The sequence below is a fragment of the Shewanella spartinae genome (genome assembly GCF_019457555.1).
Classification (GTDB): Bacteria; Pseudomonadota; Gammaproteobacteria; order Enterobacterales; family Shewanellaceae; genus Shewanella; species Shewanella loihica.
This window is the reverse complement of sequence record NZ_CP080418.1, coordinates 3981038-4007350: the sequence shown is the minus strand read 5'-3', so window position 1 is coordinate 4007350 and position 26313 is coordinate 3981038. Positions and strand designations below refer to the sequence as shown.

26 protein-coding genes are annotated in these 26313 nt (G+C 56.1%); 16 read left to right on the top strand and 10 right to left on the bottom strand.

Features of this window, described 5'->3' with window-relative positions:
- Nucleotides 1-284: 284 nt before the first annotated feature.
- The 3 genes from K0I31_RS17335 to K0I31_RS17325 form a co-directional block, all read right to left on the bottom strand.
- Entirely contained in the window at nt 285-746 is a 462-nt protein-coding gene (locus K0I31_RS17335) for a NanQ anomerase/TabA/YiaL family protein (RefSeq protein ID WP_220079184.1), read from the bottom strand.
- A gap of 89 nt (nt 747-835) precedes the next feature.
- A complete protein-coding gene (locus K0I31_RS17330) occupies nt 836-1894 on the bottom strand; it encodes a DUF3080 family protein (protein ID WP_220079183.1) in 1059 nt (352 codons plus the stop codon).
- Nucleotides 1895-1922: 28 nt separating this feature from the next.
- Complete coding sequence (locus K0I31_RS17325; protein ID WP_220079182.1) at nt 1923-2363, bottom strand: hypothetical protein; 441 nt, start codon at nt 2361-2363, stop codon at nt 1923-1925.
- Between the two features lie 117 nt (nt 2364-2480).
- Between K0I31_RS17325 and K0I31_RS17320 the strand changes: the two genes are divergently transcribed.
- From K0I31_RS17320 to K0I31_RS17310, 3 genes are all read left to right on the top strand, one after another.
- Nucleotides 2481-3536, top strand: coding sequence for an alpha/beta hydrolase (locus K0I31_RS17320; protein ID WP_220079181.1), 1056 nt, complete (start codon nt 2481-2483; stop codon nt 3534-3536).
- 210 nt (nt 3537-3746) lie between these two features.
- The gene (locus tag K0I31_RS17315) at nt 3747-4325 is read left to right on the top strand and encodes an LON peptidase substrate-binding domain-containing protein (RefSeq protein ID WP_011867145.1); all 579 of its coding nucleotides are present in this window, start codon (nt 3747-3749) and stop codon (nt 4323-4325) included.
- Nucleotides 4326-4391: 66 nt separating this feature from the next.
- A complete protein-coding gene (locus K0I31_RS17310; protein WP_258406528.1) occupies nt 4392-5300 on the top strand; it encodes a pseudouridine synthase in 909 nt (302 codons plus the stop codon).
- Between the two features lie 34 nt (nt 5301-5334).
- Here K0I31_RS17310 and K0I31_RS17305 read toward each other — a convergent pair whose 3' ends face one another.
- Nucleotides 5335-7185: an alkaline phosphatase D family protein gene (locus K0I31_RS17305; protein ID WP_220080890.1), complete on the bottom strand. Its 1851-nt coding sequence runs from the start codon at nt 7183-7185 to the stop codon at nt 5335-5337.
- Between the two features lie 32 nt (nt 7186-7217).
- Nucleotides 7218-7913, bottom strand: a complete 696-nt coding sequence (locus K0I31_RS17300) for an MliC family protein (protein ID WP_220079179.1) — start codon at nt 7911-7913, stop codon at nt 7218-7220.
- Nucleotides 7914-8114: 201 nt separating this feature from the next.
- Between K0I31_RS17300 and yegS the strand changes: the two genes are divergently transcribed.
- The 5 genes from yegS (at nt 8115) to K0I31_RS17275 (ending at nt 12926) form a co-directional block, all read left to right on the top strand.
- Entirely contained in the window at nt 8115-9038 is a 924-nt protein-coding gene (gene yegS, locus K0I31_RS17295; RefSeq protein ID WP_220079178.1) for a lipid kinase YegS, read from the top strand.
- On the top strand, nt 9038-9961 hold the full coding sequence (locus K0I31_RS17290; protein ID WP_220079177.1) for a dTDP-4-dehydrorhamnose reductase family protein: 924 nt from the start codon (nt 9038-9040) through the stop codon (nt 9959-9961). The genes yegS and K0I31_RS17290 overlap by 1 nt, the downstream gene beginning before the upstream one ends.
- A gap of 69 nt (nt 9962-10030) precedes the next feature.
- Nucleotides 10031-11212, top strand: coding sequence for a sensor histidine kinase (locus K0I31_RS17285; RefSeq protein ID WP_258406663.1), 1182 nt, complete (start codon nt 10031-10033; stop codon nt 11210-11212).
- Nucleotides 11209-11745, top strand: a complete 537-nt coding sequence (locus K0I31_RS17280; protein WP_220079175.1) for a response regulator transcription factor — start codon at nt 11209-11211, stop codon at nt 11743-11745. Before K0I31_RS17285 ends, K0I31_RS17280 begins: the two co-directional genes overlap by 4 nt.
- 200 nt (nt 11746-11945) lie before the next feature.
- The gene (locus K0I31_RS17275) at nt 11946-12926 is read left to right on the top strand and encodes a sensor domain-containing diguanylate cyclase (protein ID WP_011867137.1); all 981 of its coding nucleotides are present in this window, start codon (nt 11946-11948) and stop codon (nt 12924-12926) included.
- A 75-nt stretch (nt 12927-13001) separates the two neighbouring features.
- On the opposite strand, the gene K0I31_RS17270 is transcribed toward K0I31_RS17275, so the two are convergent.
- A complete protein-coding gene (locus tag K0I31_RS17270; protein WP_220079174.1) occupies nt 13002-15059 on the bottom strand; it encodes a TonB-dependent receptor in 2058 nt (685 codons plus the stop codon).
- Nucleotides 15060-15573: 514 nt separating this feature from the next.
- Between K0I31_RS17270 and K0I31_RS17265 the strand changes: the two genes are divergently transcribed.
- Nucleotides 15574-15729, top strand: a complete 156-nt coding sequence (locus K0I31_RS17265) for a hypothetical protein (RefSeq protein WP_190272400.1) — start codon at nt 15574-15576, stop codon at nt 15727-15729.
- A gap of 105 nt (nt 15730-15834) precedes the next feature.
- On the top strand, nt 15835-16209 hold the full coding sequence (locus K0I31_RS17260; protein ID WP_220079173.1) for a GFA family protein: 375 nt from the start codon (nt 15835-15837) through the stop codon (nt 16207-16209).
- Nucleotides 16210-16364: 155 nt separating this feature from the next.
- Here K0I31_RS17260 and K0I31_RS17255 read toward each other — a convergent pair whose 3' ends face one another.
- Entirely contained in the window at nt 16365-16574 is a 210-nt protein-coding gene (locus K0I31_RS17255; protein WP_144202655.1) for a TOBE domain-containing protein, read from the bottom strand.
- An 88-nt stretch (nt 16575-16662) separates the two neighbouring features.
- Complete coding sequence (locus K0I31_RS17250) at nt 16663-17559, bottom strand: DMT family transporter (protein ID WP_220079172.1); 897 nt, start codon at nt 17557-17559, stop codon at nt 16663-16665.
- A 177-nt stretch (nt 17560-17736) separates the two neighbouring features.
- Between K0I31_RS17250 and K0I31_RS17245 the strand changes: the two genes are divergently transcribed.
- The 6 genes from K0I31_RS17245 to K0I31_RS17220 all read left to right on the top strand — a co-directional run bounded on the left by K0I31_RS17245 (nt 17737) and on the right by K0I31_RS17220 (nt 22773).
- On the top strand, nt 17737-18237 hold the full coding sequence (locus tag K0I31_RS17245) for a MarR family winged helix-turn-helix transcriptional regulator (RefSeq protein WP_220079171.1): 501 nt from the start codon (nt 17737-17739) through the stop codon (nt 18235-18237).
- 406 nt (nt 18238-18643) lie between these two features.
- Nucleotides 18644-19822 (top strand): copper-containing nitrite reductase, encoded by a 1179-nt coding sequence (gene nirK, locus K0I31_RS17240; RefSeq protein ID WP_220079170.1) that lies wholly within the window; start codon nt 18644-18646, stop codon nt 19820-19822.
- An 86-nt stretch (nt 19823-19908) separates the two neighbouring features.
- Nucleotides 19909-20745 (top strand): hypothetical protein, encoded by an 837-nt coding sequence (locus K0I31_RS17235; protein WP_220079169.1) that lies wholly within the window; start codon nt 19909-19911, stop codon nt 20743-20745.
- A 17-nt stretch (nt 20746-20762) separates the two neighbouring features.
- A complete protein-coding gene (locus tag K0I31_RS17230) occupies nt 20763-21401 on the top strand; it encodes an SCO family protein (RefSeq protein WP_220043425.1) in 639 nt (212 codons plus the stop codon).
- Nucleotides 21402-21421: 20 nt separating this feature from the next.
- A complete protein-coding gene (locus K0I31_RS17225; RefSeq protein WP_220079168.1) occupies nt 21422-21874 on the top strand; it encodes a copper chaperone PCu(A)C in 453 nt (150 codons plus the stop codon).
- 122 nt (nt 21875-21996) lie between these two features.
- Nucleotides 21997-22773, top strand: a complete 777-nt coding sequence (locus K0I31_RS17220) for a Crp/Fnr family transcriptional regulator (RefSeq protein ID WP_220079167.1) — start codon at nt 21997-21999, stop codon at nt 22771-22773.
- On the opposite strand, the gene K0I31_RS17215 is transcribed toward K0I31_RS17220, so the two are convergent.
- The gene (locus K0I31_RS17215; protein WP_220079166.1) at nt 22757-23962 is read right to left on the bottom strand and encodes a GGDEF domain-containing protein; all 1206 of its coding nucleotides are present in this window, start codon (nt 23960-23962) and stop codon (nt 22757-22759) included. The two genes, K0I31_RS17220 and K0I31_RS17215, sit on opposite strands and share 17 nt — an antisense overlap.
- Nucleotides 23963-24139: 177 nt before the next feature.
- Nucleotides 24140-26071 carry a bifunctional diguanylate cyclase/phosphodiesterase gene (locus K0I31_RS17210; RefSeq protein WP_220079165.1) on the bottom strand — a complete coding sequence of 644 codons (1932 nt, stop codon included), beginning with the start codon at nt 26069-26071 and terminating at the stop codon, nt 24140-24142.
- Nucleotides 26072-26313: the final 242 nt, after the last annotated feature.

Genomic DNA, 26313 nt, shown 5'->3' with positions numbered 1-26313 from the left:
TATATTAGCAGCTTGTGAGTATTGATCAAGATCATGTTTTTGGTGCCAAACAGGCATTTTTTAGTGGGGTTTGAGCGAGTGCTAGGTATGAGAATTCGGAGAGAGCCGTATAAGAGAAGCGGCGCCAGAGCTATGTGGGTGGGGCCGAGCGTCGGTATCGGCTATGGCGGGTGAGGATAAGCCCGGGTAACATTTTGTATCAGATGGGTATGAGGTGTGAGTGCGAGAAGGCAAAACGCCCGCGACAGGCGCGGGCGTTAACAAACAGTAAGAGCCAACAGACTCTAAATTTTCACCTTGATGACCACCTTGCGCACCTTCTGCGGCGTCGCCGATACGCCCGGCATATGCATGTCCTGGGGGAAGAAGAGGGCAAACATCCCGGCCTTGAAGGGAATAAAGGCGGCGCGCGCCTTGTTCGACTCATAGTCATACTCGGCGTAGTCGTGTTTGTCGTAGTAGGGCTTGGATGGGGTCTGATCCGCCAGGGGCAGATAGCCAAACTCCTCTTCGCCGCTCACCACATACTGAACGTCGATATATTTGCGATGCACCTCGAAGGGCTCGACCTCTCTGGGCTTGGTCTCATAGTCGTTGACGATGACAAAGATATCTTTGCCGTCCAGCTCGTAGTTGCCCACCGGTAGCTGGGTGAAATCTGTCTCTTTGAGGTGTTGCAGTGCCTTGGCAATACGCGGTCCCAGGTGGGTGTAGTGTGCCAGGTTTTCTAAGGTGTCTAAGATCATGATTGGAGGCTCAGGCTTGTAAAGAGCCGATAGTGTAGCAGGCTTTTTGGCTGGCAAGATAGCCTGGGGTGTAGCAGCTTATCTAGCGGTTAGGTGGAGGAGCTAGGCGGGGCAATATTGCAACTCTCCCTGAAGGCCTGCCACCACTTGACGTGTCTGCGCATCTGGGATTTTAGCTGCTCCGGCAGGGCCCCTGGTAGCTCGCCGAAATAGTGCTCGATGAAGGCCTGATGGCTGCTGCCGGCAAAGAGGGCGAGTAGCGGCTCGCTCAGGCGATAATGCAGCTGATTGAGCTGTGACAGATAGGCCTGAGTCTGGGCCAGATAGTATTTATGAAACACATTCTGCAGTATCTCCTGTTTGCGGTTGGCATGATAGGGGCGACAGGTGACCGATGCGCTGTGTTGCTGCAGATAGTCGTTGAGGGCAACAAGTTGTGCCTGACTGTAGGCGAGGGATCTCAGGTATCTCTGCAGCAAAGTTTGGTGGGCCATAAGGGCGAGGGCGGGCTCTATCTGGGCCGTGTCTATCAGCTGCCACTGGCGCTGCTTGATGTGACCTTTGATGCTCAGCAGCTGGCCGATGGATGATTCGAGCTCGAAGCGACCGGCGCGCATCTCATCGAGTACCAAGGAGTCGTAGCCGATAAACAGGCTCTTGGTGATGCTCTTGTCTCCGGTGAGCACCCGATTAAAGTAGGCCATCGCATCAGCTTGTTTCTGCTGGAGTGCCTGTGTCAGCTTGGTCTTGAGCTTCCCCTCATCCAAGGTGTCGATGCAGGCGGGGGCCAGCTGAATAAAGCTTATCTGGTAGATGAGTTGCTGGCTGGGTGGTGCCACCTTGCCCAGGGTGCTGTTGTGGTCGGCGATGAGGCGGCCCAGGGGGCAATGGCCCAAAGATAGGGTGTCGAGAATCGAGATGGTGATCGAGGCCTGTTCCTGTCTGTCGGCCTTGCCGAGCTGCATGGGCTTAAAATCCGGGGGGGAGTAGGGCTGGTCGATCACATGGGTTAGTCGCTGGCCGTAGTCCTGCCACAGATAATCCACATCCTTGACGCGCTGACAGCCAGGCAGCCAGAGCAAGAGACAGAGCAAGAGGCAGAGCATCAGCAGGCCCTTGGTCGTTCGTCTGATGTGAGTCTGTGGCAAGTTGACTCCTTCCGAGAGTGGGGTGAATTCAGGCTAGGTTTTTCTGCTCAGCCTCTCGGGTCGCTTGCAGGCCGTGGCGCTCGAAACTATCGCTGAGGCAGGAGATGAGCCTGTCGTTGAGCCTGAGGTTAACCCTGATGGCCTCTGTGTCTGTCACTATCTCCAATCCGGCGAGCATTAGGTGGCAGCCAGTAATATCTCTATAGGCGATCTGGGACTCCTTGCCAAGGCTAGCCCTGCCTATGAGGGGGATATTGATAAAGGCGATCGCCCGCGGGGTAAAAACGATCTCTTGTTTCAGTAATGCGCCAGCCCAGATGAGCATGGCCAGGCAGTAGCCCATGAAAAGGCACCATTGGTCATCGAAGGCGCTCAGGAAAAGCAGCTTTAAGATAAACAGGCTGGCCGTCAGCGTGATGATGACGCAGGCGAGCGTTTGATAGGGCTTAATTGTTACCGTGTCGTCCATTTTAATCCTCAGTGACCTCCTGCCACCGGCCTATTTTAATCGCGCTGACAAGTTTAGTGCAATTCTTATAGAATGGCCTAAGCCACGCACACAGATAAATTCAGGGAGCCGAGTTAGGTGCTTAAGTTACGTTTTCTCGCCGGGCCGACAGCCTACAAACAGATCGCCGAGCAGGGACTTAAACCCGAGCTCTTCACCCAGGTGTTGGCAGCATCGGGTGGACCAAAGTGGCTTGGCATAGCCGCGCTGGATAAGTATCTGTTTGGCACCTTCTTCAAGGCGAGACAGACGCCTCTCTACACCCTGGGAGCCTCATCCGGCGCCTGGCGTCTGGCCTGTTTGGCACAGCAGGATCCCCTGGCGGCCTACGAGCGGTTGGAGCGGGAATATATTGGCCAGCGTTACGAGACCAAGCCCACGGCGAGCGAGGTGTCGCGTAAGGTCGCCGGTATCGTCTCTGGCATATTGGGGGCGCAGCAGGGGGCGGATATCGTCAGTAATCCTGTGATCAAGAGCCATTTCATCGCTTGTCGTGGCCGTCATCTCAACCGTCTGTCCCATAGAGCCGCACTTGGCGCCGGCCTTGCCACCACGGCGGTCACTAATCTGCTGAGTCGTCGCACCCTAGGATGGCACTTCGAGCGTTACCTGTTTGGTAGCGGCGGCGCAGCCTCGCCCTTTAATGAGTTAAAGGATCTGCCGGGTCGTCACCTGGCCCTGACCGGAGAGAATATTGCCCAGGTTCTGCTGGCGACCGGCTCTATCCCCTGGGTGCTGGCGCCTGTTGAGCGCATCGAAGGGGCTCCCGCCGGCCACTATTACGATGGTGGCATCACAGATTATCACTTCGATCTTCCCCTGGCCCACGCACCTGGATTGACCCTGTATCCCCACTTCTACAGCAAGATCCTGCCCGGCTGGTTCGACAAATCCTTGCCCTGGCGACGGGCCAAACATAACTATGACAATGCCCTGATCTTGGCCCCCAGCCAGGAGTATTTGAGCCAACTCCCCTATGGCAAACTGCCGGACCGAAATGACTTCAGTCGCCTCAATACTGAGGAGCGGATACGCTACTGGCGACAGGCGGCGCAGATGAGTGAGGTGCTGGCAGAGGACTTAGATAAGGTATTAAAAAGTGGCGATATTATGCGTCACATTAACACTTTCTAATGAAGTGGCTGCAACAAAAGGGAATCTTTCTGGGTCTAATAAGCGAAGGACCGGGTATTTTGATTGGCATGGCATCGCCGATCCAATAATGGCGTTTCGAGCAGTAATTTTGACAACTGCTACACTTTATCATTATTGCTCCTTGGTTAATTTTTAGTCGCACTGAATCGACACTCACGGCGATCACCGACCAAGGGGGAGGAGGTTGCTATGTTGACTCAAGAGATGGCGTTGATCACCCGCGACGAACTACTTTTGCCCGACGGCAGAATAGAGATACGAGTGGCGGGGCCTAGCAGCTTGAAACTGATTGCCGAGGTGCTCAAAGGGCACTTCCCCCTGGCCTTTGCCATGTCACGGCCTCAGGCCAATCCCCCCTGTTATCCGCTGGCGACTCAGTGCGAGATCATAGACTTTAATCAGCTCGAAGACGATTGTTTAGGCCTGGTGTTGGAAGGCAAGCAGAGGGTGAAGATCTTCTCGGCGGCTAAGCGGCGCGACGGTAACTGGATCGCCAGGACGCTCAGCTGTAACAATTGGCGTGAAGAGCCTATCAAGGGCGAATTTGAGCTGATCAGTGCAGCACTAGAGCAGTTCTATCTGGTCAATCCGGCCCTGCAGGAGCTATATGCGGATCTGCACTTGGAAGATGCCACCTGGGTCAGCCAGCGCTGGCTCGAGGTGCTGCCCCTGTATAATCGTGACAAGCAGGTGCTGGTCAATCAGCCCGATTGTCACAAGACGATGGATTTTGTACTCGAACTGATCAAGTCCCACGCCGGGCAATAATTTGCTCTCATCCGGGCCGCAATTTTTGTTACCATGGCCGCTCCTTCATCTTTAGGCCTTTCTGTCATGGTTCGAGCGGCTCAAGCCTCCTTCATCGTCTTACCTCAAACCAAAAATCCACCGGCGAGTGTTTACGACTATTTCTGTCAGCGGTTCGATAATATTTCCGCAGATGTTTGGCGCGAGCGCTTCATCCAGGGCAAGGTGCATTGGCAAGATGGTCAGCCGCTGGAACTTACAACAGCCTATCGGCCTCAGCAGAAGGTGTACTACTACCGCGAGGTCGCCCATGAGGAGAAGCCTCCCTTTAGCGAGTCGATTCTGTATCAAGATGAGCAGATAGTGCTTGCTAACAAGCCCCATTTCATGGCCCTGCATCCGGGCGGTGAGGTGATCAATCAGTGTTTGATCAATCGGCTAAGGGAGCGCACCGGCTGTGAGACGCTGATCGCCGCCCATCGTCTGGATCGCGCCACCGCGGGCATAGTCCTGCTGGTCAAGCAGAGTGATAGCCGCGACGCCTACCATGGCCTGTTTCGCCATGGACAGATCACCAAGGAATATCAGGCCTTGGCGCGCCTTTCCCCAGAACTACTGGCTGAGTATCACGCCGGTAAACTTAGCCTGCCCAGACGCTGGACGGTGCAGAATCGCATCGATAAAGGAAGCCCCAGCTTTACCATGCGCATCGTCGACGGCGAGGCCAACAGCCACTCGGAGATCGTCCTGGTGAGCGTCGAGGGAGAGATTGGTCGTTTCGAGCTGATGCCGATCACCGGCAAGACTCATCAGCTGCGCCTGCACATGAACAGCCTGGGGATGCCGATCCTTAACGATAATTTCTATCCGACTCTATTACCCAGAAGCGCCGAGGATGTTGCCCAGCCGATGAAGCTGCTGGCGCGTCGTCTCGCCTTCACTGATCCAGTCACCGGTCGAAAGCTGGATATCTGCCTGCCGGAACTGTCTGTTTAGATCTGTTGCTGACCGGGCCTAGCCCTTGCGAGACTTAGCCTTTGCGGGACTGGCGCGGCGGCAGAAACTCTGTGGTGCTCATGTCGCCATGGAGTACGGCTATCTTGGACGGCGCCCCATCTTTGGCGAAGCTGACCAGGCCTATGCCGCTGGCGTTGATCAGCCGCTGACTGCGCATGCCGTTGGGGCGGCGGCCGCGAATCGACATGCGTTTGCGTTTGGTGAACCAGTTCAGCGGCGAGAAATGGCCATAGAGCCAGCCGTTAAACTTGTCGAACACGGGTAACAGCTTCTCGGGAAACTGATTCTTGATGCCGCTCGAGGTGATCTGATAGATCTGCGGTCCCTGAGTGCGAAAGCGGATCCCTATGTCGTAGGCGAAGGAGTAGTGTACATCGCCGGAGAGGATAACGAACTGCTGCGGCGTCTTGCGGTGCAGGAAGATGCTCAGCAGGGTGTTGGCCGTGCCTGGATGCGCCATCCAGTTTTCGGCGTCCACCAGGAGAGAGGCGCCGATAAAGGTGGCCGCGCGCTGCACCGCCTCGATCAGCTTGACGCCGAACATGGGCGCCGCCGAGACGATAATCACCTTCTCCTGTCCCACCAACTGCTGCTGAAACTCCATCAGGGCCTCCCAGTCCATCAGGCCGGAGGGCTTGGCCAGGTTGGATTCGCTGCGCCATCTCTGGGTGCGGGTGTCGAGCACCACCAACTTGGGCGAGGTATTGAGGCTATAGTGCCACTCGTCGAAGCCGAGCAGGGCATCGATCAGCTCATCGTGCTGCGCCTCCTCTCGACCGGCGAGAAACTGTTTGAGCTTAGGCAGAATTGCGGCGCTAAACTTGTCCTTCTGATTGCCCAGCCCCTGAAACACCAGATAGCCGATCAGCGCATTACCTATGATGCGTTTAGAAAAAGCATGGCCGTAGGCCGCCTGTTCCCATTTTGCCGTGAGGTTCCAGTCGTCTGTGATGTCGTGGTCGTCGAAGATCATATAGGTCGGCAGATGCGCCAGCAGACGTCTCACCTTGGTCAGCCCCGCCTTAAACTCGAGTAAGTGAACCCACTCCCTCTGCCATCTCTGCTGATTGGCGGGCGACAGGCCGGTCACCTCCTTAGGAATATCGATGAGCTGCCACAGCTCCGGCGACCAGGAGAGCAGATAGAGGGCGACGATTTCCGCCAGACTCACCAGGTGATTCTCGGCGATGGAGGAGGTAAAGATGGGGTGGTTGATATACCAACGCACCAGGGCGCTGCCGGCCGGGTATTCGGTGCGCGGCAACAGCTTCTTGTGCCTCTGGTACATGGCCGCCGGGTGGTAGCTTATCTGCTTGCTATGGGTGAGCGGCGCCTGTTGAAACTCCTCCTCATACAGGCCCAACATCTCTATGACCCTGCCGATGGCGTAAAGCATGGGGCCGGCGACATCATCGACATAGATCTGATCGCCACTCAGCATCATCAGCGCTGGACGCTCGGCCGCATCTGGTCCATTCTCGAGTCGGGTATCGGCGGCGACCATGGCATCGCTGCTGTGATGATGGGCGTTGCGGCAGGAACCGTGCAGCAGGGTATCGATCTCTGGCTTGATCACCAGATTCGGCGCCTGATTCTCGCCATAGGTCAGCTGCGCCAGCGGCGCGAGCAGGTCGCCGTGATGGCTGTCGCTAAGGCCATAGGGAATGCTGGTGCCGACAGGGTTGAGCCCGGGCTTGCTCAAATAGATGAGGTAGAAGAAGGCGTGAGTACCTAGCTCTAGGCACTCGATGGCGTCATCAGCAAGCAGGTGTTGAGTCTCACCCAGGGTGAGGGTTAACTGCGACAGCGGCTCACTGGTCACCAACGTCAGGGTGAAATGGTCTGCGTCGCAGTGACGCAGCATGGGGCCTGTCAGCAGCAGAGGCAGGGTCATGATCAGTCGGCGAGCTTACAGATCATCGGCTCGGCGCCATAGCCCCAGGTGATGCGCGCCTCACCTTGGTGCTCCCACAGCGACTCGTTGCGCCCCTGATAGCGACTACCGCTGCCACTGGGCTGGCTGTACATGAGCGAGACGCTATCGCCGAACTCGGCGATCAGGGTTCCTGGTTCGGTGGCAAAATAGCTCACCACCACCTCTTTGGCGGCTATGCCGTCGCACTGGTAGCTAACCTCGGCGCTGGGGGCGATGAGGCGATACCTAGCCTGTAGCTCGGCGATACGCATCCGGTAGTTGTCAAACGCGCAGCTATGTTTGTCGTCACTCTTCCAACATTCGTCGCGCCCCTTTATCCAGCCTCTCTGTTCGGCTTTCAAGAGTGGCGGCTGCTCGTTGATGGCCTTGGCGCTGGCGCCCTGGTAGACCTCGGCTAATTGGCGGTCCAGCGCGGCAAGTTCGCTGTCTTGGCAGACCAGGACTTCTATGCTGGAGAGTTTGTCACTGCCACAGTCGAAGCTGGGCTGGCTCGACGTGTGATTCTCTGGCTTGTTGGGCGCCTGGCTCTCGGTTTGCGGTGCGCTTTGCGCTGCAGAGGGCGCTGTTGAAGAGGGCTCGCTATTGGCTTGAGAGGCCTGCAGGCTGCAGGCTGGCAGCAGTATTCCGGCAATGGCGAGTAAGAGTAATCTGTTCATGGTTAAGCTCCGAGCTAGGGCCTGATATCCTTGATAATTTAAGAGGATATCCTGTTGCGCCGAGCGCGGCAAATTCCCTTGGATTAAACTCGTTTAATGCTGTCGTTCGGCTGCAAGTCAGGTTTAGCCCGTCGCGGCTTGCTGCTATCATGGGTCGAGTGCTTGGCGCCTTGTCAAAGGCAATTCAGTTGGAGAGTAAACATGAAGCTTCGCATCATACTCAATGGTAAGAAGGCCGGTGACGAGCTGCTGCGTCAGGCGATCGCCAGCGTGCGCGCCGATCATGAGATTCAGGTGCGAGTCACCTTCGAGGCCGGAGATGTGGCCCGGTTGGTTGATGAGGCTATCGCCGAGGGCTGTCATCGCTTGGTGGCGGCGGGCGGTGATGGCACGCTCAACGAGCTGGTTAGCGCCCTGATGGATCATGATAAGGATAAGCGCTGCGAGCTGGCAATCTTGCCGCTGGGTACCGCCAATGACTTTGCCACAGCGGCCCGGGTGCCAGCTAATCTGGAGGCGGCGCTGAGGCTGGCGGCCGAAGCTTCTGCCTATGATGTGGATGTGATCCGCGCCAACGACAGGTATGTGGTGAATATTGCCAGTGGTGGTTTCGGCGCCCAGGTCACCGCCAATACGCCGCTGGCGCTGAAACACTTTCTCGGTGGCGGCGCCTATACCCTGTCCGGGCTGGTGCAGGCGCTTAACTTCAAACCCTATGACGGCGAATTTACCATACATGGCGAGGCCAGCCAGCAGCAGTTGTTGGTGGGCGCAGTGTGTAATGGTCGTCAGGCCGGTGGTGGCCAGGTGCTGGCGCCGGATGCCTATATCAACGATGGTCTGATGGACTTAGTCGCCCTGCATCAGTTTCCCATCGAGGCCCTGGCGCAGGTGATCGCCGAGTTGCAATCGCCCAAGGCCGACAATGAGTATGTGAAATATCATCGCGATACCCAGGCCAGCTGGCGCTCCAATCCGCCTATGCCCATTAATCTCGACGGCGAGCCCATCGCCGAGTTTCATGTGGAGTTCGAGCTTCAGGCCGGCGCGATCGCCATGGTATTACCCGAAAATTGCCCCTTGCTGCAATCAGGCAGCGAGCCGATTAACAGAGAATCCCATTAATGTTGAATATAATGATAACCGGCGCCACCGGCCTGCTGGGGCGCGCTTTAGTAGAGCGATTTGCAAAGGAGCCGGTGACTATACTGGCCTGCGGTTATTCGCGCGCGGGAGCCGATACCCATAGGCTGGATCTGACCGACGAGGGGGCGGTGAACCGATTTATCGAGACCCACAAACCCGAGGTGATTCTACACTGCGCGGCCGAGCGGCGACCGGATGTATCCGAGCGCGACCCAGAGGCGGCAAAGGCCCTCAACCTGGCCGCGACTCGCCAGCTCGCCCTGGCGGCTAAGGCTAATGGTGCCTGGCTCTGTTACATCTCCACAGATTATGTGTTCGATGGCACCTCGCCCGATTATGGCGAAGAGGACCAGACCCATCCACTCAATTTCTATGGCGAGACTAAGCGTGAGGGGGAGCTGGCCTTGCTTGGGGTGTCCAGAGAGTTTGCCGTGCTGCGCCTGCCCATCCTCTATGGCCGGGTCGAGTTGCTGGATGAGTCGGCGGTGTTGGTGATGCTAAAACAATTAGTCAATCAGGCGCCTACCCAGCAGGACGATTGGGCGGTGCGCAGCCCCACCTCGACACTGGATATCGCCAACGCCCTGGTTAAGTTGGTTGCGCGTCAGCAACAGGCGGGCGATGTTGCGGGCATCTATCATTTCACCGGCGAAGAGCGCATGACCAAGTATCAGATGCTGCTTAAGATGGCCGAGATCCTGGGGCTGAGCAGCCAGCACGTCTCGCCTCAGTCGAGCCCGAGCGACCTGGCCAAGCGACCCAAGGATTGCAGCCTGAGTATGGCGCGCCTCAAATCTTTGGCAATAAAGAGTGAAATCGACTTCGAACAGGGCGTAAAATACAGCCTGTCCCGCTCGGGCGATGCCCTGGCGAAGATAGGATTAGTCTTTGATCTCAAATAGGAAAGCAATGTGACGACTCTGAGTTATGGCCGCTACCGGGCCGCCGACCAACTGGCCTTGCTACGCATCATGGCCTTGATGCTAAAACTCTGTCTCACCTTCCTGTTTACCGACACCTTCGGCCTGTCGCTTCACAGCCCGGCGCTGAATCTCACCCTGATCCTCGAGGCCTTCTATTTAAGCTTCACCTTCTGGTTGAGAAAGCCCCTGCTCAGTAGCGAGTCTGGGCTGTTTATCGCCCTGGTGCTCGATACACTGCTGTGGATCTCTTGGCTCTATTTCTCCGGCGGCGCCACCAACGCCTTCATCTCCCTGCTATTGCTGCCGATAGCCATCGCCGCCGTGCTGCTGCCCTTCTGGGCGCCCTGGTCATTGGCCCTGCTGTCGAACCTGGCCTACAGCCTGATGCTGTTTACCATGCCAGAGAGCGCCATGAGTCATCACGGCATGGATATGCAGTCCCACTATCTGGGGATGTGGGTCAACTTCATTATCTCCTCCCTGGTGTTGACCACGAGTGTGGCCCTGCTGGCCAAACGCATGCGGCGCCAGGATGCTCAGCTCGCCTTTATGCGCGAGGCGCAGTTGCGTCAGGAGAAGCTGATCGCCCTGGGTACCGCCTCGGCGCAGATGGCTCACCGACTGGCGACCCCACTGGCTAGCATGAGGTTGCTGGTGGATGAGTTGCAGGAGGAGGGCGATAGTCCTGCACTGCAGGAGATGCAATCGGCGCTGGCGGTGTGCGAGTCCACCCTGACGGCGCTGCGCAGCGCCACCGAATCGATCCGCGAGGGGGCGCAGCGGCTGGAATCCGCCGAGCAACTGCTGAGCGGCTTGAGTGAGCAGGTCAATCTGCTGATGCCGGCGGTGAAACTGTCGTTGGAGCCAGATGATGGCCTCGACAGGCTGCAGTTGCGAGTCGATGCAAGCCTGCAGCCCGCCTTGCTGGCGCTCATCGAGAATGGTGCCAGGGCCAGCCAGGAGGCGACGGGGGAGCAGAAGGTGAGCTTCTCTGCCCTGCGTCAGGGGGATGAACTGGTGCTTGGGGTGCGCGATTTCGGCTCGGGTATTCCGGCGTCTTTGGTGCAGCAGCTCGGGCATCAGATAATCGAGGAGCCCAAGGGGATGGGGGTCGCCCTGTTGCTCAGCCATGCGAGCCTGGAGCGTCTGGGCGGGCGCTTGATCCTCGGCAGTCATGTGGATGGTGGCGCCGTGGCCCAGGTCTACCTGCCGATACAGGGGGCCGCATGAAGCGCTTATTGATCATCGAAGATGAGCAGAGTTTCGCCGGGATCCTGGCACGGCGCATGGGCAAGCATGGTTTTGAGTGTGAATTGGCCCACGATGCCACCCAGGCGCTACTGAAGGCGCGTCAGTTTAAACCCAGCCATATTCTGCTGGACATGAAGCTGGCCGAGGACAATGGCCTGGCACTGATCGCGCCGCTCAAGGGGGCCGTACCCCAGGCCGTGCTGGTGCTGCTGACCGGCTATGCCAGCATAGCCACCGCCGTCGAGGCGATGCGTCTGGGGGCCGATAACTATCTGACCAAGCCGGCGGATACCGCGACCCTGCTGAGGGTGCTGGACGATAAGGCGCCCAAGGCGATCTCCCCCGAGGTGGATGAGGCGCCCCTGAGTCCTAAGCGGGTGGAGTGGGAACATCTACAGCAGGTGCTGACCGCCAACAAGGGCAATGTGTCGGCGACGGCGCGGCAACTGGGAATGCACAGGCGAACTCTGCAGCGCAAGCTGCTTAAGAAGCCTCAAGATATCAGTCAATAAGCTTGCTAGAGCATTGCTCTAGTGAGCATTTCATCCCATAATTCAATAAAAGATGCATTTACAATGTTTGTTATTTGGGTTTGAATTGCTCTCCGTTGACCTCTATGCTCTAAGGCATGGCTAGTTCACAGGCAGGTGTGTTTGACCTGAGGTCAAGACGCTAGGAAGGCGATTTCGTTATCCTCAAGAAAGGAAAGGCGATGTCGACAGAATCTTTGTACAGCAGTGAACGCTTTCTTCTCGATAATCCTATCGATCTCATCTCGCTCGATAAATGGCAGAAGACCGTTAACCTGCTGGCCCATGTGTTTAACGCGCCGGCCAGCTTCTTGGTGCAATACACCCCAAAGGGATTTCAGGTGACCATCGCCAGCAAGCAGGTCAGCAATCCCTATCCGTCCGGGGTGGTGATCCCGCCCGATACCAATATCTTCTGTCGGCGTATCGTCGAAACCCAGGCGGCGCTCTATGTGCCCGACGCCAAGGTAGATCCCTGCTGGGACACCAATCCCGAGGTACAAAACGATGGCTTCTCCTCCTATCTCGGGGTACCGGTGTTTTGGCCCGATGGCCGCTGTTTCGGCACCTTCTGTGTGATGGATTATGCCAAGACTGAGTATCAAGACAGCTATATCGAGCTGATCCACGAACTCAAGGAGATCCTTGAGGCGGATCTCGCCCTGCTGGATATCTACGGTGAGCTCAAGCAGCTGGCGCATCTGGATGACCTGTGTCATATCAATAATCGTCGTGGATTTAATGGGTTAGCCAGACAGCGAATGAAACTGGCTCAGCGCAACGACAGCCGTCTGGCGATGCTCTATATCGATGTCGATAACTTTAAGGGGATCAATGACGGCCACGGCCACTCGGTGGGCGACGAGGTACTCAAGCTGCTGGCGGGGATCATCAAGCAGAGCGTCAGAGGGTCAGATGTGGTGGGGCGCATAGGCGGCGACGAGTTTGTGGTGCTGCTCATGTGTCAGAGCGACGAGGATGTGATTGCCACCGAGACGCGCATCATGCAGGGACTGGATAATGCCATGCTCGACAGCCATCTGCCCGAGGTGACAGTGACCATAGGCCATAAGATAGTGGATCAGGATGCGCGACTGGATACCCTGCTGGCTCAGGCCGACGAGGATATGCTGCGCCGTAAACGTGACAAACAGGCGTTGTAGATAAAAAAAGCCCCGAGCGTGCAGGGTGCTCGGGGCCGGGAGCGCAGTGGAGGGTTCCCAAAAACGAGTTAACTTTTAGAAGCGATACTCCCCGGTGAGCCAGGCATTCATGCCAGTGCCCGGCATGCGTTGCCCCGGTGCCAGGTCGGCATTGAACACCCGGTTGTAGCCGCCGAGATGATCTTCATAGTCGATATCGAAAAGGTTGTTGACCCCAGCCTTAACTAGCCAGTTTTGTCTGTCGTAGGCCAGTACCAGGTTCACCAGGCCGTAGCCCGCGCTCGCCTGCTCGGATTGACTCTCTGATACCTTGTCCTGAGACGCCACCATCACCCCTTCGATGCGGGCAGACCAGTTGCCTTCTCTGAAGTTGAGCCCCAAATTTACCTTTGGCGGCGCTATGCGGTAGAGGTTGTCGTCGATGTCGCGGCGCTCGCCGCTGACATAGCTGGCCAAGAGATCCAGCTGCCACTGATCTGTGATCTCATAGCTGGCGTTAATATCCATCCCTAGTAGTTGGGCATCGACATTGGCAAATTCCATCGGATCTTGGCTGCCCATCATGTTGGCAGCCATTATCACCGCGGGATCAGTAGACTTCACCCCCTGGATATAGTCGTCGATGCGATGCAGGAAGACTCGTGGGCTGATGCTTAGTCCCTGGCGGTTGAAGTCGGCGCCCAGCTCCAGCTGATAGGCGGTTTCCAGATCCAGATCCATCTTGCCCACATAGGTACGACCGTCGGCGAGTCCACCGGTCGATTGCATCGGGATCCACAGGTATCTCTGCTGATAGCTGGCGCTGTCCTGTTTGCGGGCTAGCCCGAGTATCCAGGTTAGCTCCTCATTGACCCGATAACGGCCGTTGATCACCAGATCCAGCCCAGTCTGGGCCTGGGTGCGATCTGCCTGGTTATATCTGTCCATCAACACCTTGATGGCCGGCATGGCGCCAGCCATCGAGTGGCTGACCTCATCGGCATCGGTGCGGTAGTGTTTCACCCTGGCACCGAGCTGCCAATGCCACTGGTCGATATCCTGTTGCCATTGGGCGAAGGCGCTATAGGTATCGTCCTGCACCGTGTTGAAGTTGTCGACCCTGAACATGGGCTTGGTGGGATCTGTGATCAGCGAGTTGTGCTCACTCAGCTGGCTGTCGAGGCCAAATAGCCAGGCATCTCTGCCCAGTGTCAGCGCCATATCATAACTCTGGCTCTCGGCGTTGTTGTAACGGGCGTTGGCACTCTCGGGCTTCTGACGTTCGCTGAAGTTGTCCATGCCGTGTCTGGCGTCGCTATAGGCCAGATGCCAGTTGAGATCCCAGGTATCGAGCCTGTGCTCGCCTTCCACTTTTACCCTGTCGGTACGGATGAAGTCGATATCCATAGGCAACGCCGGAGTGCCCGCCTCTGTGGTTTCCAGATGTTGATAGCCTATGGCGATGGACTCATCGTCCAGCCCCTTGTCGCTGAGGTTGAAGCGGTATTGGCCGCCAATGATCTGCTTGTCGTAGCCGGTGGGAGAGAGGCGAAGATCGCCGCCGGATTTCATATCCTCATCTCCATGCATGAGGTCACCATAGACCAGCAGGGCGTGGGTCTTGCCCCCCACATTGACCTTGGCCCCCAGATGGCTCTGGCGGCCATTGCCTTGATACTGGGCGGCGATGCGCCCCTGAGTATCGTTAAAGCTGGCCTGGGATTCGATCACCTTGATGCTGCCGCCCACTGTGTTAGTGCCGGCCGAGACGGGGGCTATGCCACGGTGCATCTCGATGCGCTCGCTGTTGATCAGGCTGGCATAGCTCAGCGGAGTGTCCATGGCGTTGGGGCCGGCGCCGGCGAGGGAGACACCATTGACCTGAGTGTTGACTCTGTCGCCGAACAGGCCGCGATACTGGGCGATGCCGGTCAGCGGCCCATTACCATTGACGGCCGTGCCTGGGAGCTGGGTGAGCAGACCGCTGATGTCACTGACGGGCGCCTGAGCTTCTGGCGTCACAGAGGTATAGCTACCCTGATGGGCACCATGGACTTCGATGATCTCGAAGGCGGCTTCTTGAGCCTGGGCAAAGGGAAGGGTCAGCAAGGCTGTGCCGATTGAGAGCGTAAGGAAAGAGAGACGCAGCGCCATAATCTTGTAGTTCTTAGGAATTTAGGTGGTGGCATTGTGGCAGCCCTATTTAGGCCTGACAAAGGCAAACTCAGATAGTGCGACAAGGTGTCGCACCCGGTGCGCGCCCGAGTGGTTTGGCTTCCGATTCTTAGCTTTTAGGCTCGCCAGGAATTGATATTCAAACAAGTGTTTGCTTTATCAATCGGGTGAGTGGCGTTAATTTTGATGGTCAGAAGATTAATTTTTTTAAGGATACGAGTAGCTTGGTTTATGGTTTTTAAAAGATTGAATACAGAATTCAGTTTATAAAATTTTTTATAATCAATATCTTGTGGTTTGAGGGTTTCTGCGCGCAGCTTTTGTTGGTTTATTTGTATGACCAATAAAATTCATTGACATCAATAGTTTTCAGTCATTTAATCAAATTTAAGTGTTTGATAAATTAAACGTGGCGGGCGTTTTGTTGTGCTCTCAAATACTTAATTAGGGTCGGATGAATTACCGACGGGTGAAGATGAATTGGGTATTGATTATGGAACACGAAACAAACACAGCACACAGGGTTACCGAGACTGAATCTGATCATGGCGCCATGACACGTCGTCAATGGCTGCAGGAGATGTTGGCGGGCAACGAGACAGATCTTAAAGATGAAGAGCCAGATTGCTATATCCTGGGGTATAACTGATCGCCATTATCGCCAGCGGTAACCGCGGCCAAATCGGCCTTGTCTTGATATAAGAGAGTTAACCCTTTAGGTTAGGCATGACTTAAAAAATAAGGATATTTTGACATGCAGCTCTCTTGTCATTGTGGGCAGGTACAAGTGACCCTGGCGACGCCTCCAGAAACCCTTACCTCTTGCAACTGCTCCATCTGCAGCCGCTATGCCGCCCTGTGGGGCTATTTTGATCCCCAGGAGGTTAGCCTTAACGAGCAGGCTCCGTCCGGCCAGGAGGGAAGCGCATCTGTGGGGTATAGCCATGGGGATAAGTATCTGGTCTTCTACCACTGCAAGCGCTGTGGCTGCGTGACCCATACCCTGACGACAGACAAGGTGAGCGAGCCGAGGATAGCGCTTAACTTCAGGATGGCACCACAGGCGCTGCGTGAGAACATTCAGATCCGCCACTTCGATGGCGCCGACACCTGGCAATATCTGGATTAAAGGCGCCTGATTAAAATCGCCGGGATTAAAAGCGCTTAGATTAAAATCGCTTAGATTAAAGCGTCTCGATTTTATCGTTTAAACTCAGCCGTGTCGGCATAGGGCATCTGTTTTAACATTCCTGCCCTATGCCTAAATCAATCTCGAAAGAGTGATTAGTCGACGGCGATCATCACATTGCTCGCCTTGATGATGGCATAGGCTTCGCCGCCCACCACCAGACCCAACTGCTCACATGATTTCTTGGTGACCACAGAGGTGATCTCAACGCCCGGAGCTAGCTCGATCACCACTTCGTTGTTTACCGAACCTTCTTCGATTGCCTTGATCTTACCAGTAAGGTTGTTGCGTGCGCTAATTTTCATATTAATTTATCTTCCTGTTAATTAATGAAAAAGCCATGGTAACCCTTAGTGTAAATTGGGGAAACTCAAACATAGATATTTGTGAAGCCTATTGGAGTTTAGCTTGAGCGACACGCCTGCGCTCACCGATCAAGCCTATGATTTGCGGCATTAGTGAGGCGGCGATCATGGCCAACATCAGCAGGTACTGATGCGGCGTGAAAGATTCGCCCAGCAGCACCATGCCAGAGACGATACCCGCCACTGGGTTTGCGATGCCGCCAAAGGTAAAGTCCACCACGCTCATGCGCTGCAGCAACCAGACATACATGATATAGCCCAGCACGGTATTGAGCAGGATGATCCAGCTGATGCCGACAAGGTTGTTCGGGCTGAGCTGGCTAAGCGCGTTGCCATAGCCTTGGGGCACCAGCCAGGCATGCACGCCTGCCGCCAGGCTCAGCAGCACGCCGCCGATGATCAGCTGCCAGGTCAATACCGTCCACCAATGCATGCGATCCCCAAGAGCCTTAGTGATGCCGCTACCGACTATGATGCAGCTGATGGCCGCCAGCATGGCGAGCAGACCTATGGGGTTGAGGCTGATGGAGTTGGGGTTAAACAGTAGCCAGGCCAGGCCGATCAGCACCAGGCCGAAGAAGCCCTGGGTCAGGCCGGGGCGCCGCCCATGAAACAGCCACTGGTAGAGCATGGCAAATACAGGCACAGAGATCATGCCGACGCCCGAGATGGCCGAGGGCAGGGTGAGGGCCATGACGAAGATCAGGCTGAAGAAGGCGGCGATATTGATAAAGCCTAAGCGAATCAGCAGGCTCCACTCCTGACGCTTTGGCAGGCTGGGCCTGATCGCCAGCAGGATAAGGCCGGCCGGCAGCGCTCGCAAGGCACCAAGCAACAGAGGAGGCCAGTCCGGCAGCGTATATTGGGTCACCGCGTAGGTGGTGCCCCAGAAGAAGGCGGGGATCATGGCTAGCAGTACATTCATATTTATCTCAATAAAAAGTATCTTTACGTGAAGATATAAGTCTGCACCTTTTGATTCTGCTTGTAAAGTATCTAAGGATTAATTATCTTTACCTGAAGATAAATGCCTGTGGTTACCGTTTCCTATATGGCCGTGACCACTGAGCCTGACACCACTTTATGTGTTCTCGGAGAGCAGATGAACTCAAATCACCTCGATGGCGTCGATCGCCTAAGGGCCCAATGGGCCAAGGAGAAGCCGCAACTGGATACCCTACCGATGGCGATCCTCGGCCGTATGATGCGTATCTATAAACATCTGGAGACAGAGGTCAGTGCCTGTCATAAGCAGTTTGGTATCAGCATGGGGGAGTTCGATGTGCTGGCGACCCTGCGTCGCTCGGGTGAGCCCTATCGTCTGACGCCCTCGGATCTGCTGGCGGCCATGATGCTCACCTCGGGTGCCATGACCAACCGTGTCGATGGTCTGGAGAAGAAGGGGCTGGTCTCCCGCAGCCATTGTCAGGAAGACAGGCGTAGCGTCAGTGTCGGCCTGACCGAGGCGGGACTCGCGTTGATCGACGAGGCGATAGAGGCCCACGTGGTGGCGCAGCAGGCTCTGACCAGTCGTCTGTCGCCCGATGAGAAACAGCAGCTGGATGCGCTGTTTAAACATTGGCTGCAGGCATTCGAGTCTTAACTTTATCCTTCTTCTGTCGGTAGAGAGCAACCTGAATCTGCCGACTCTTTCACCGTCTGGCTTTCTCATTTCTGTAAACTTATCATTACAATTGGTAAGGCTTGCTGGGGCTTTCCCGGTCACTTTGACAGCCTGAACCTCGCCGCCTATTGTCCTTTTAACCCCGCCGTCCCGTCTGGGATAGCGAGGTTTTTTGTCTGTTTTTTCACCCCGTTTCTCGCCTGAAACCTCCCGCTTTTCTCGGCTAATTTAGCCAATTTGAAATTTCTTGAGCGAATTGACCAAAGTCAATTTCAATCTGCGTCAAAGGCATAGTCTTAACTGCAACAAGGTAATAACACCTTCATCACAGTGGCTCTGGCAGTTTGAACCCCTTTGGTGAAATGCGCTAACAACGGAGTATTTTATGGAAAAGCAATCTTCTACCCCTGCAGTGAATGTCGATCAGCAACGTCGTAGCTTCTTGAGTGGTTCAGTCGGTCTGGGCCTGGTGGGCGCGGGTATGGCGGCCGGCTTGGTATCAAGCAGTGCCTCGGCCACCACGCAGACCAAGTCAGACCGTATGGCCAACTATAAGGCGGAGCAGCTTGAGCGCGTCACCTTAGATCTGGTGCCACCACCTATGGTGCCTAAGCATGATCAGGTCGCCAAGGGTAAGCCTAAGGTGGTGCAGGTGAAGCTGGTGGTAGAAGAGAAGCAGGTGGAGCTGGAAAACGGCACCAAGGCCTGGGTCTGCGCCTTCAACGGTAGCGTGCCTGGCCCGCTCATCGTCTGTCATCAACATGACTTCGTCGAGTTGACCCTGGTGAACCCTGCGACCAATGCCCTGGCCCATAACATCGACCTGCATGCGGCCACCGGCGCCCTGGGCGGCGGTGAGCTGACTCTGGTTTCGCCCGGCCAGGAGGTGACCTTCCGCTTCAAGGCGACCAAGGCGGGTACCTTCGTGTATCACTGCGCGCCGGGCGGGGTGATGATCCCTTGGCACGTCGCCATGGGCATGCACGGCGCCATCATGGTGCTACCTCGTGACGGCCTGAAAGATGCCGAAGGCAAGCCAGTTAAATATGACAAGGCCTACTACATTGGCGAGGCCGACTTCTATGTGCCAAAGGATGCCAACGGCAAATACAAGGCCTATGACACTGTGATGGGCAGCATGAGTGAGGTGCTTGAGGTGATGAAGACACTTACCCCATCTCACGTGGTGTTCAACGGCGCAGTGGGTGCCCTGACAGGCAAGAACGCCATGACCGCCAAGGTGGGTGAGTCTGTGCTCTTCGTACACTCTCAGGCGAACCGCGACACCCGTCCTCATATCATCGGCGGACACGGTGACTATGTCTGGCCAGCGGGTTCATTTACCGATGCGCCGCAGACCAACCTGGAAACCTGGATGGTCGCCGGGGGCAGTGCCTGCGCTGCCCTATACACCTTCCGCCAGCCAGGCCTGTATGCCTATGTGAACCACAACCTGATCGAGGCGATCATCAAGGGCGCCGCTGCTCACGTGAAGGTCGACGGCGAGTGGGATGACAACCTGATGGTGCAGCTCAAGAAGCCATCTAGCATAGCCACGGCCTAAGGGCTAAGCGCTAGGGGTTTAGGCAAAAAGGGCTCGGGTCTAGGTGAGGCTCGAGCCAATTATCGTCGCAACGATGGGAGATGCGGATGCAAAGGTTACTCCTGATGGGATTGCTGATGATGCTGGGCGGGTTTGTTATAACCTCCAGCGCAGCGGCCGCCGAGGTGGACTATGGCCTGGAGGCAAATGTCTATCTCTGGTACGCCAATCTGGATATGGGCCAGGCCGACAAGCGCTTGGCGCCAGAAAGCGATCTAGTGGACTACGCCGAGTATGCCGGCAGCCTGCCAAGCCAGGGCGCCCATCATCTCATGTCTATCACCCCTATCGCCCGCAGTCAGGAGGGTGTCGAGGTCGAGGTGGAGACAGAGTTTCAGCTGGCCTCGCCAACCGAAGACGAGAGCGACGTGAAGGGGCAATATGTGGTGCAGCGCCTGAGCCTGGATAATCGAGGATTGGTGCGCAGCAGCGTCACTCTGGTCAACGAGTATGATGACTTTACTTCCCGTTATCGCCCCGCCGCCGAGATCAATCTGGTTCGCGCCGCGCTCTATCGCTGGACCGAGTCGCTAGATAGGTTGGATGACGTGACTCTGCTCAGTCTGTTAGCTAAGGATGCAAGCTTTACCGGCCCCGAAGATGCTAGCCAGACCCCGAGTCAGTATCTTGCCTACCTGCACAGCCTGAATCACAGCGACAGCCGGCGGGTGATCAAGAACTACAGCCTGACGCCCGAGGCAGGGCAATACCGTTTGAGTTTCGAGTATCAGTGGACGGCCACCAACAGCGAGGGCGAGGTCGAGCTGGCGCGAGTCGGCGTGACTATGCTGCTCGCCGTGACACCAGAGGGGGCCAAGGTAGTGCTGTACCGTGCCGAGTACCTGCCGCCGGTGACAGATCTTGGCGCCGAGGTGCGTTGTTAGCAGAGAAGGAATTGACTATGACACGAGTTAACCAAGGTAAGTTTCATCTGGCCCTGAGCCTCTGCGTGCTGCTCATGGGTAGCCTGATGAGCGCTGCTAGCATGGCGAACATGCCGATCCTTAAGGGGATAGGTGGCGATTTTAGCCTGCGCAGCAGCAAGGGGGGCGAGGTTCGTCTGTCGGACTTTCACGACAAGGTGGTGATGATGTTTTTCGGTTACACCAACTGCGCCGACATCTGCCCGACCACCATGGCCCACATCAGCCAGCTGATGCATCAGTTGCCGAGCGAGACCCGAGATCGCATTCAGGTGCTCTTTATCAGTATCGACAGCGACTACGACACGCCCAAGCATCTGAACAAATACCTCAGCTATTTCGACCCCAGCTTTATCGGCTTGGTGGATGAGCGGGAGAAGATAGATGAGGTCGCCGCGCTGTTTAAGGCCGATTACACCAAGCTTGCCGAGGAGAAGGTGACCACCGAGTATAAGAAGCTGAGCCTGGAAGATAGCAAGGCGCCTAAGCGTCAGGGGTATCTCTATTCCCACACCGCCAAGATCTTCGTGCTCGATGGCAAACAGCGGGTGCGCGGTTTCTTCTACACAGGCACCCCCATAGACGAGATGCGTCAACAGATCGAGAGTCTGCTCTAATCATGAAAAAAGGAAATCATATGAAAGGTCGTTTCTGCTTATTTGTGTTGCTTTGTAGCTGTTTCGGTGCCGCCCAGGCCAGCGAGCTGATGGTACACGACGCCTGGATCCGCGGCATGCCGCCCACCTCAAGAGTGGTGCCCGTCTACCTCTCCCTACATAACCCGAGCGACAAGCCCTTGGTGCTCAAGGGGATTACTAGCCCACGCGGCGTGGTGGAGCTGCACCAGACGCTGATGGAGAACGAGGTGATGCGGATGCAAGGAGTGGAGGCGATACAGATCCCACCCCATGGCATGGTGAAACTGGCGCCCGGCGGCTATCACGGCATGATGTCGGACTTTAAGACCGGCGTGCCGGCTTTGGGTGAAGAGGTGGCGTTGACACTTACCCTGGCGGATGGCGAGACCCTGTCGGTGATGGCCAAAGTCACGGCTCAGGGAGAGGCTCACGACCACAGCATGCACCACTAATTTAGCTTCACGCGCTTTTTGAATTTGATTCATCTTTAATACCTGTTCATTATGATCTAGATCACGACTTGTTATCAGGTTGTGATTTAGATTAACGGAGCGACAGGACTAAGGAAGGCGCGATGATAACAGATCCACAGATTAAGGCCTGCATTCACCAACACCACCTGTTTTCGGCACTGGGCGAAGAGGAGCTGTGTCGCCTGCTGGGGCAAGCCGCAAAGATCACCCTGGCCGCCCACGAAAATTTGTTCTATCAGGGCGATCTGGCCAAACGTTTCTACCTGGTGATTCAGGGGCATCTGCAACTCTATCGCACCAGCCTGCAGGGGCAGGATAAGGTGATAGAGGTAGTACGCGAGGGGCGCACCTTCGCCGAGGCGCTGATGTTTAGTCGCCAGGCCTCCTACCCTGTGTCGGCCCAGGCCGTATCCCACTGCACCCTGGTCAGCTTCGACAGCGAAGGTTACCTCGCCATGCTCAGGGGCAATCCCGATGCCTGTATCGCCATCATGGCGGAGATGAGTGTCAGGTTACGCAAGGATATCAATGAGGTAGAGCTGCTATCTGTGCAGAATGCCCAGTCGCGCCTGCTGCTTTTTCTGCTGCGCAACATGCAGAAGATCGGCGACAACCAGGGACGGGTCGAGTTGGATATTCCTAAACGTGTGTTGGCATCGCGCCTGTCGATTCAGCCAGAAACTTTTTCCCGCCTGATGAAGAAGATGGTGACCGAAGGGATCATCGGCGAGTCTCGTGGTGCCATAGATATCAAAGATCTCGCTAAGCTCTACACCAGCGCCAACATGCCACTTGCCAATCAGGCAATGCAGACCAGCGAGCCGCTCATTCGCTCGGGTAAGGCGCCCTGTCAGCAAATCGCTATTGAGATGGTGTAGCCTGAACCTGCTCTAGCCTTCGCTCTGCCGTGCAGCAGCGATCCCTGCCGGTCTCCTTGGCGCGGTACATCGCCTTGTCGGCCAGCGCCAACAGGCTGTCCGGTGTATCGCCTGTTGCCGTAGTGACTATGCCGAAGCTGGCGCTGATGGGGATCAGGCTGCCCTGCCAGCTGAGGCTGGATTGTCTCAGGGCCTGCTGCAATTTCTGGGCGATGATCTCCGCCACCGCGCCATCTGTGCCAGGTAACACCAGCAGAAACTCCTCGCCGCCGAGTCGGCAGAAGATGTCCATGGCGCGGGTGACCTTACCTATCTGCTGCGCCGTCTTAACGAGCACGGCGTCCCCGGCAGAGTGACCAAACTTGTCATTGATCTGTTTGAAGAAATCCAGGTCGAACAGGATCAGGCTATAGGCCTGTCCATCCCTGAGCCAACGCTGATGCAGCTGCTCCAGTTGCTGCTGCATGGCGCGCCGATTCCACAGCCCTGTGAGATAGTCTCTGTCTGCCTGTTGGCGCATCTTCTGCACCAGGCGGGTGAGGGCGTTGCCCATCATGATCACGTTGATCCATAGGGTCATGACCACATACAGCCATAACATGGGGATGGCGTCGGCGCTCTGAATGCTGGCCAGATGGGATTTTAGAGTAGGCTCGATGAGCAGCAATAGCGCCCTGAGGCCAAAAATGACGCCCATCAGGGCGATGGGGCTCAAGAGGATCACGGCGATGGGGCGTTTGACCGTGTGTTCTAGGGCGACCAGATTGTCCTTGGCCATCAGCAAGAAGGTGCAGGCGGCCATGAAGGAGAAGAAGATGCCCAGGGTATCGCTGGCTGCTATGCTGGGTGGCTGAGTTAGCATCAAGAGCCCCGTCAGGAGCAGTAAGGTGAGATCTATTTTGATGCTGCTTGGCAGGCGAAACAGGCGTTGGGTGCCGCTACGAAGCAGCACGAAACCGAGTAACAGCAGCATGTCTGCTCCCAACCAGTAGAGATAGCTCGGCGTCTGGTCCCTGAGCGTGGTGAGGAGCACTCCCATTAAGATCAATAGGTTGGCAAGGGAGAAATAGGTGCTGGCGCGGGGAGCGATGCGCAGCGGGTAGGCCATCAGGCCCCAGGCAAGGGTAGAGGTACTGGCGAGCAGACAGATAAACAGCACCAAGAGCTCGGCAATGGGGTCAATATTCATAAGCGATCTTTTTATTTTTTTACACTATAAAGCAGCCGTGGCGTCGAGTGAAACTGTTTGTTACTAAATTGTTGTATTCGTCTTGTCGGTCAGCGGGCTCGCGCTTATCAGGCGTCGCGACGCTGGGTGATTCGGTCTGGCCATGAACTTCTAGAACTGTCGTGGCTTAACTTAAGTTTAGTCAGCGCTCAGATAGTCGCGTTCGAAGGTCTGCGCATCCACAGGCCTGCCATACAGATAACCCTGACCGAAGTCGCACTCCTCCTGACGGATAAAGGCATCCTGCGCCTGAGTCTCTACCCCTTCGGCGATCACATTGAGTGTCAGCTTCTTGCCCATAGCGATGATCGCCCGGGTTAGCTCTCTGTCCTGCTCGTTCTTCTCCAGATTCGTGATGAAGCAGCGATCTATCTTAAGGGTGTCGAAGGAGTATTTTTGCAGGTAGCTCAGTGAGGAGTAGCCGGTGCCGAAATCGTCGAGGGAGATCCTTACCCCCAGGGCCTGCAACTGGCCTATGATATGCTGCGCCAGCTGCTCATCTTGCAGCAGCACGCCTTCGGTGATCTCCATTTCCAGGGCGGAGGCCGGCAGGCGGTAGAGACTCAAGAGGTTGGCAATATAGTCGGCAAAATCGGTGTCGCGAAACTGCAGCGGCGAGATGTTGATCGCCACCCTAAACGGCCTGTTGGGATCTTGGCTGCGCCACTTGGCGGCCTGTTCGATGGCGGTATGCAGCACGAAGTTACCGATGGCGATGATCTGACCATTGTGCTCCGCCAGGCTGATAAATTGATCCGGCGGTACATCGCCCAGCTGTGGGCTGTGCCAGCGGAGCAGGGCCTCAGCACCGATAACCCGCTTGTGTTGCAGGCTAAACAGCGGCTGGTAATGCAGGCTCAGCTCCTGATGTTTGAGGGCATCCACCAGGTGCGACTCCAGCAGGCAGCGGCGCTCGATATTGGTCTGAGTATGCTTGTTAAAGAAGCTGTAGGGCGTGGCCTCGGCCTTGCTGATGCTCATGGCGGCACCGGCTTTCTGCATCAGCTCAGAGGCCTCCTGTGCGTCCGTCGGTGCGACCGCGACCCCTATGCAGCAGGGAATATTGATGCTGAACTCTGCCAGGGCGAAGGGAATATTGGCGGTTTGTATTATGCTGTCGATCAGGGGAAGCTCCAGGGGATTCTTGCCCCTGTGGGCGATGACGAACTCGGCGCCAGCGATGCGGGCAAACAAGGTATCCTTATCCAGGATGCGCTTGATGCGCTGGCTGAAGAGTTGCAACACCTTGTCGCCGACCACATAGCCATAGCTCTCGTTGATCGACTTGAAGTTACGCAGGCCAAAGTAGATCACATAGGTAGACAGTTCATCGGGTTGGCTGAGTTGCTGTGAGAGCTGATTCACGAACCCCAGTCGATTGGCAAGGCCAGTCAATGGATCGTGATCCTTATGAAATTGAAGCGAATTCTCGATAACGGTACGTTGCTCTATCTCGCTCAATAGCTTCTTGTTGAGCCTGGTGAGTTCTTGGGTACGTTGCTGCACCTTGGTCTCTAAAACTTGGTTGAGATGGAAGAGTTTGGCGCTCTGATACAGGCTGGCGAGATTGGCATTGATGGCGTTTTGAAACCGCGCCAGCAGATGGCGAAAGGTGCGGCCGTAGTCCCTCTCCTTGTTATCCAGCATACACAGGGTGCCGAAGGGTTGGCCGTTGGGCCAGGTGAGCGGCAGGCCGCAGTAGGCGATCATCCCCAATTTGATATCGGGATTGCGATCCCACTCCTTATCTTTTAAGGCGTTGGGCACGACCAGCTCAGCTTGGCGCTTGATAACCGTCTCGCAGTAGAGACCATGGCCCAGGCTCTCGGTGTCATGGCGTTTATAGGGATTATCTGGATGATGGCTGGTGGTGAAGACAGAGATATCTTTTTCCGTCACCCGCATGATCAGGATGGCCGGGGTGTCGACGATTTCCGACAGCAGATCTAAGGTTTGCTGCCAGCCGTTAAACATCTCATCCGGCACCGCAAGCTGGGCCGTGTTGACCTGAGTCTGGCTGAAGAGTGGGTCTTGCTCCAGCAATGAGAGAGCGTCTTGATAGGGCTTCATAGGGGATCCTGAAAAGCGCGTGTGCCATCCGTTTAACTAACTATAACCTAAAGATTTCATCCCTGTCTTTCGCTGGTTTGTTGTTTTTTTAATCAGCGGCAGGTTTAGTGCTATTTTTTGCTTATCTTTTCGGTTTGCTTTAACGCAAAAGCTTACTTGATTGGCGCGATGACATAGGCCGAAAACAAAAAAGACCCGATGAGTGGTTATCTCATTGAGCCTTTTCGTTCTTGCCGCTAGCC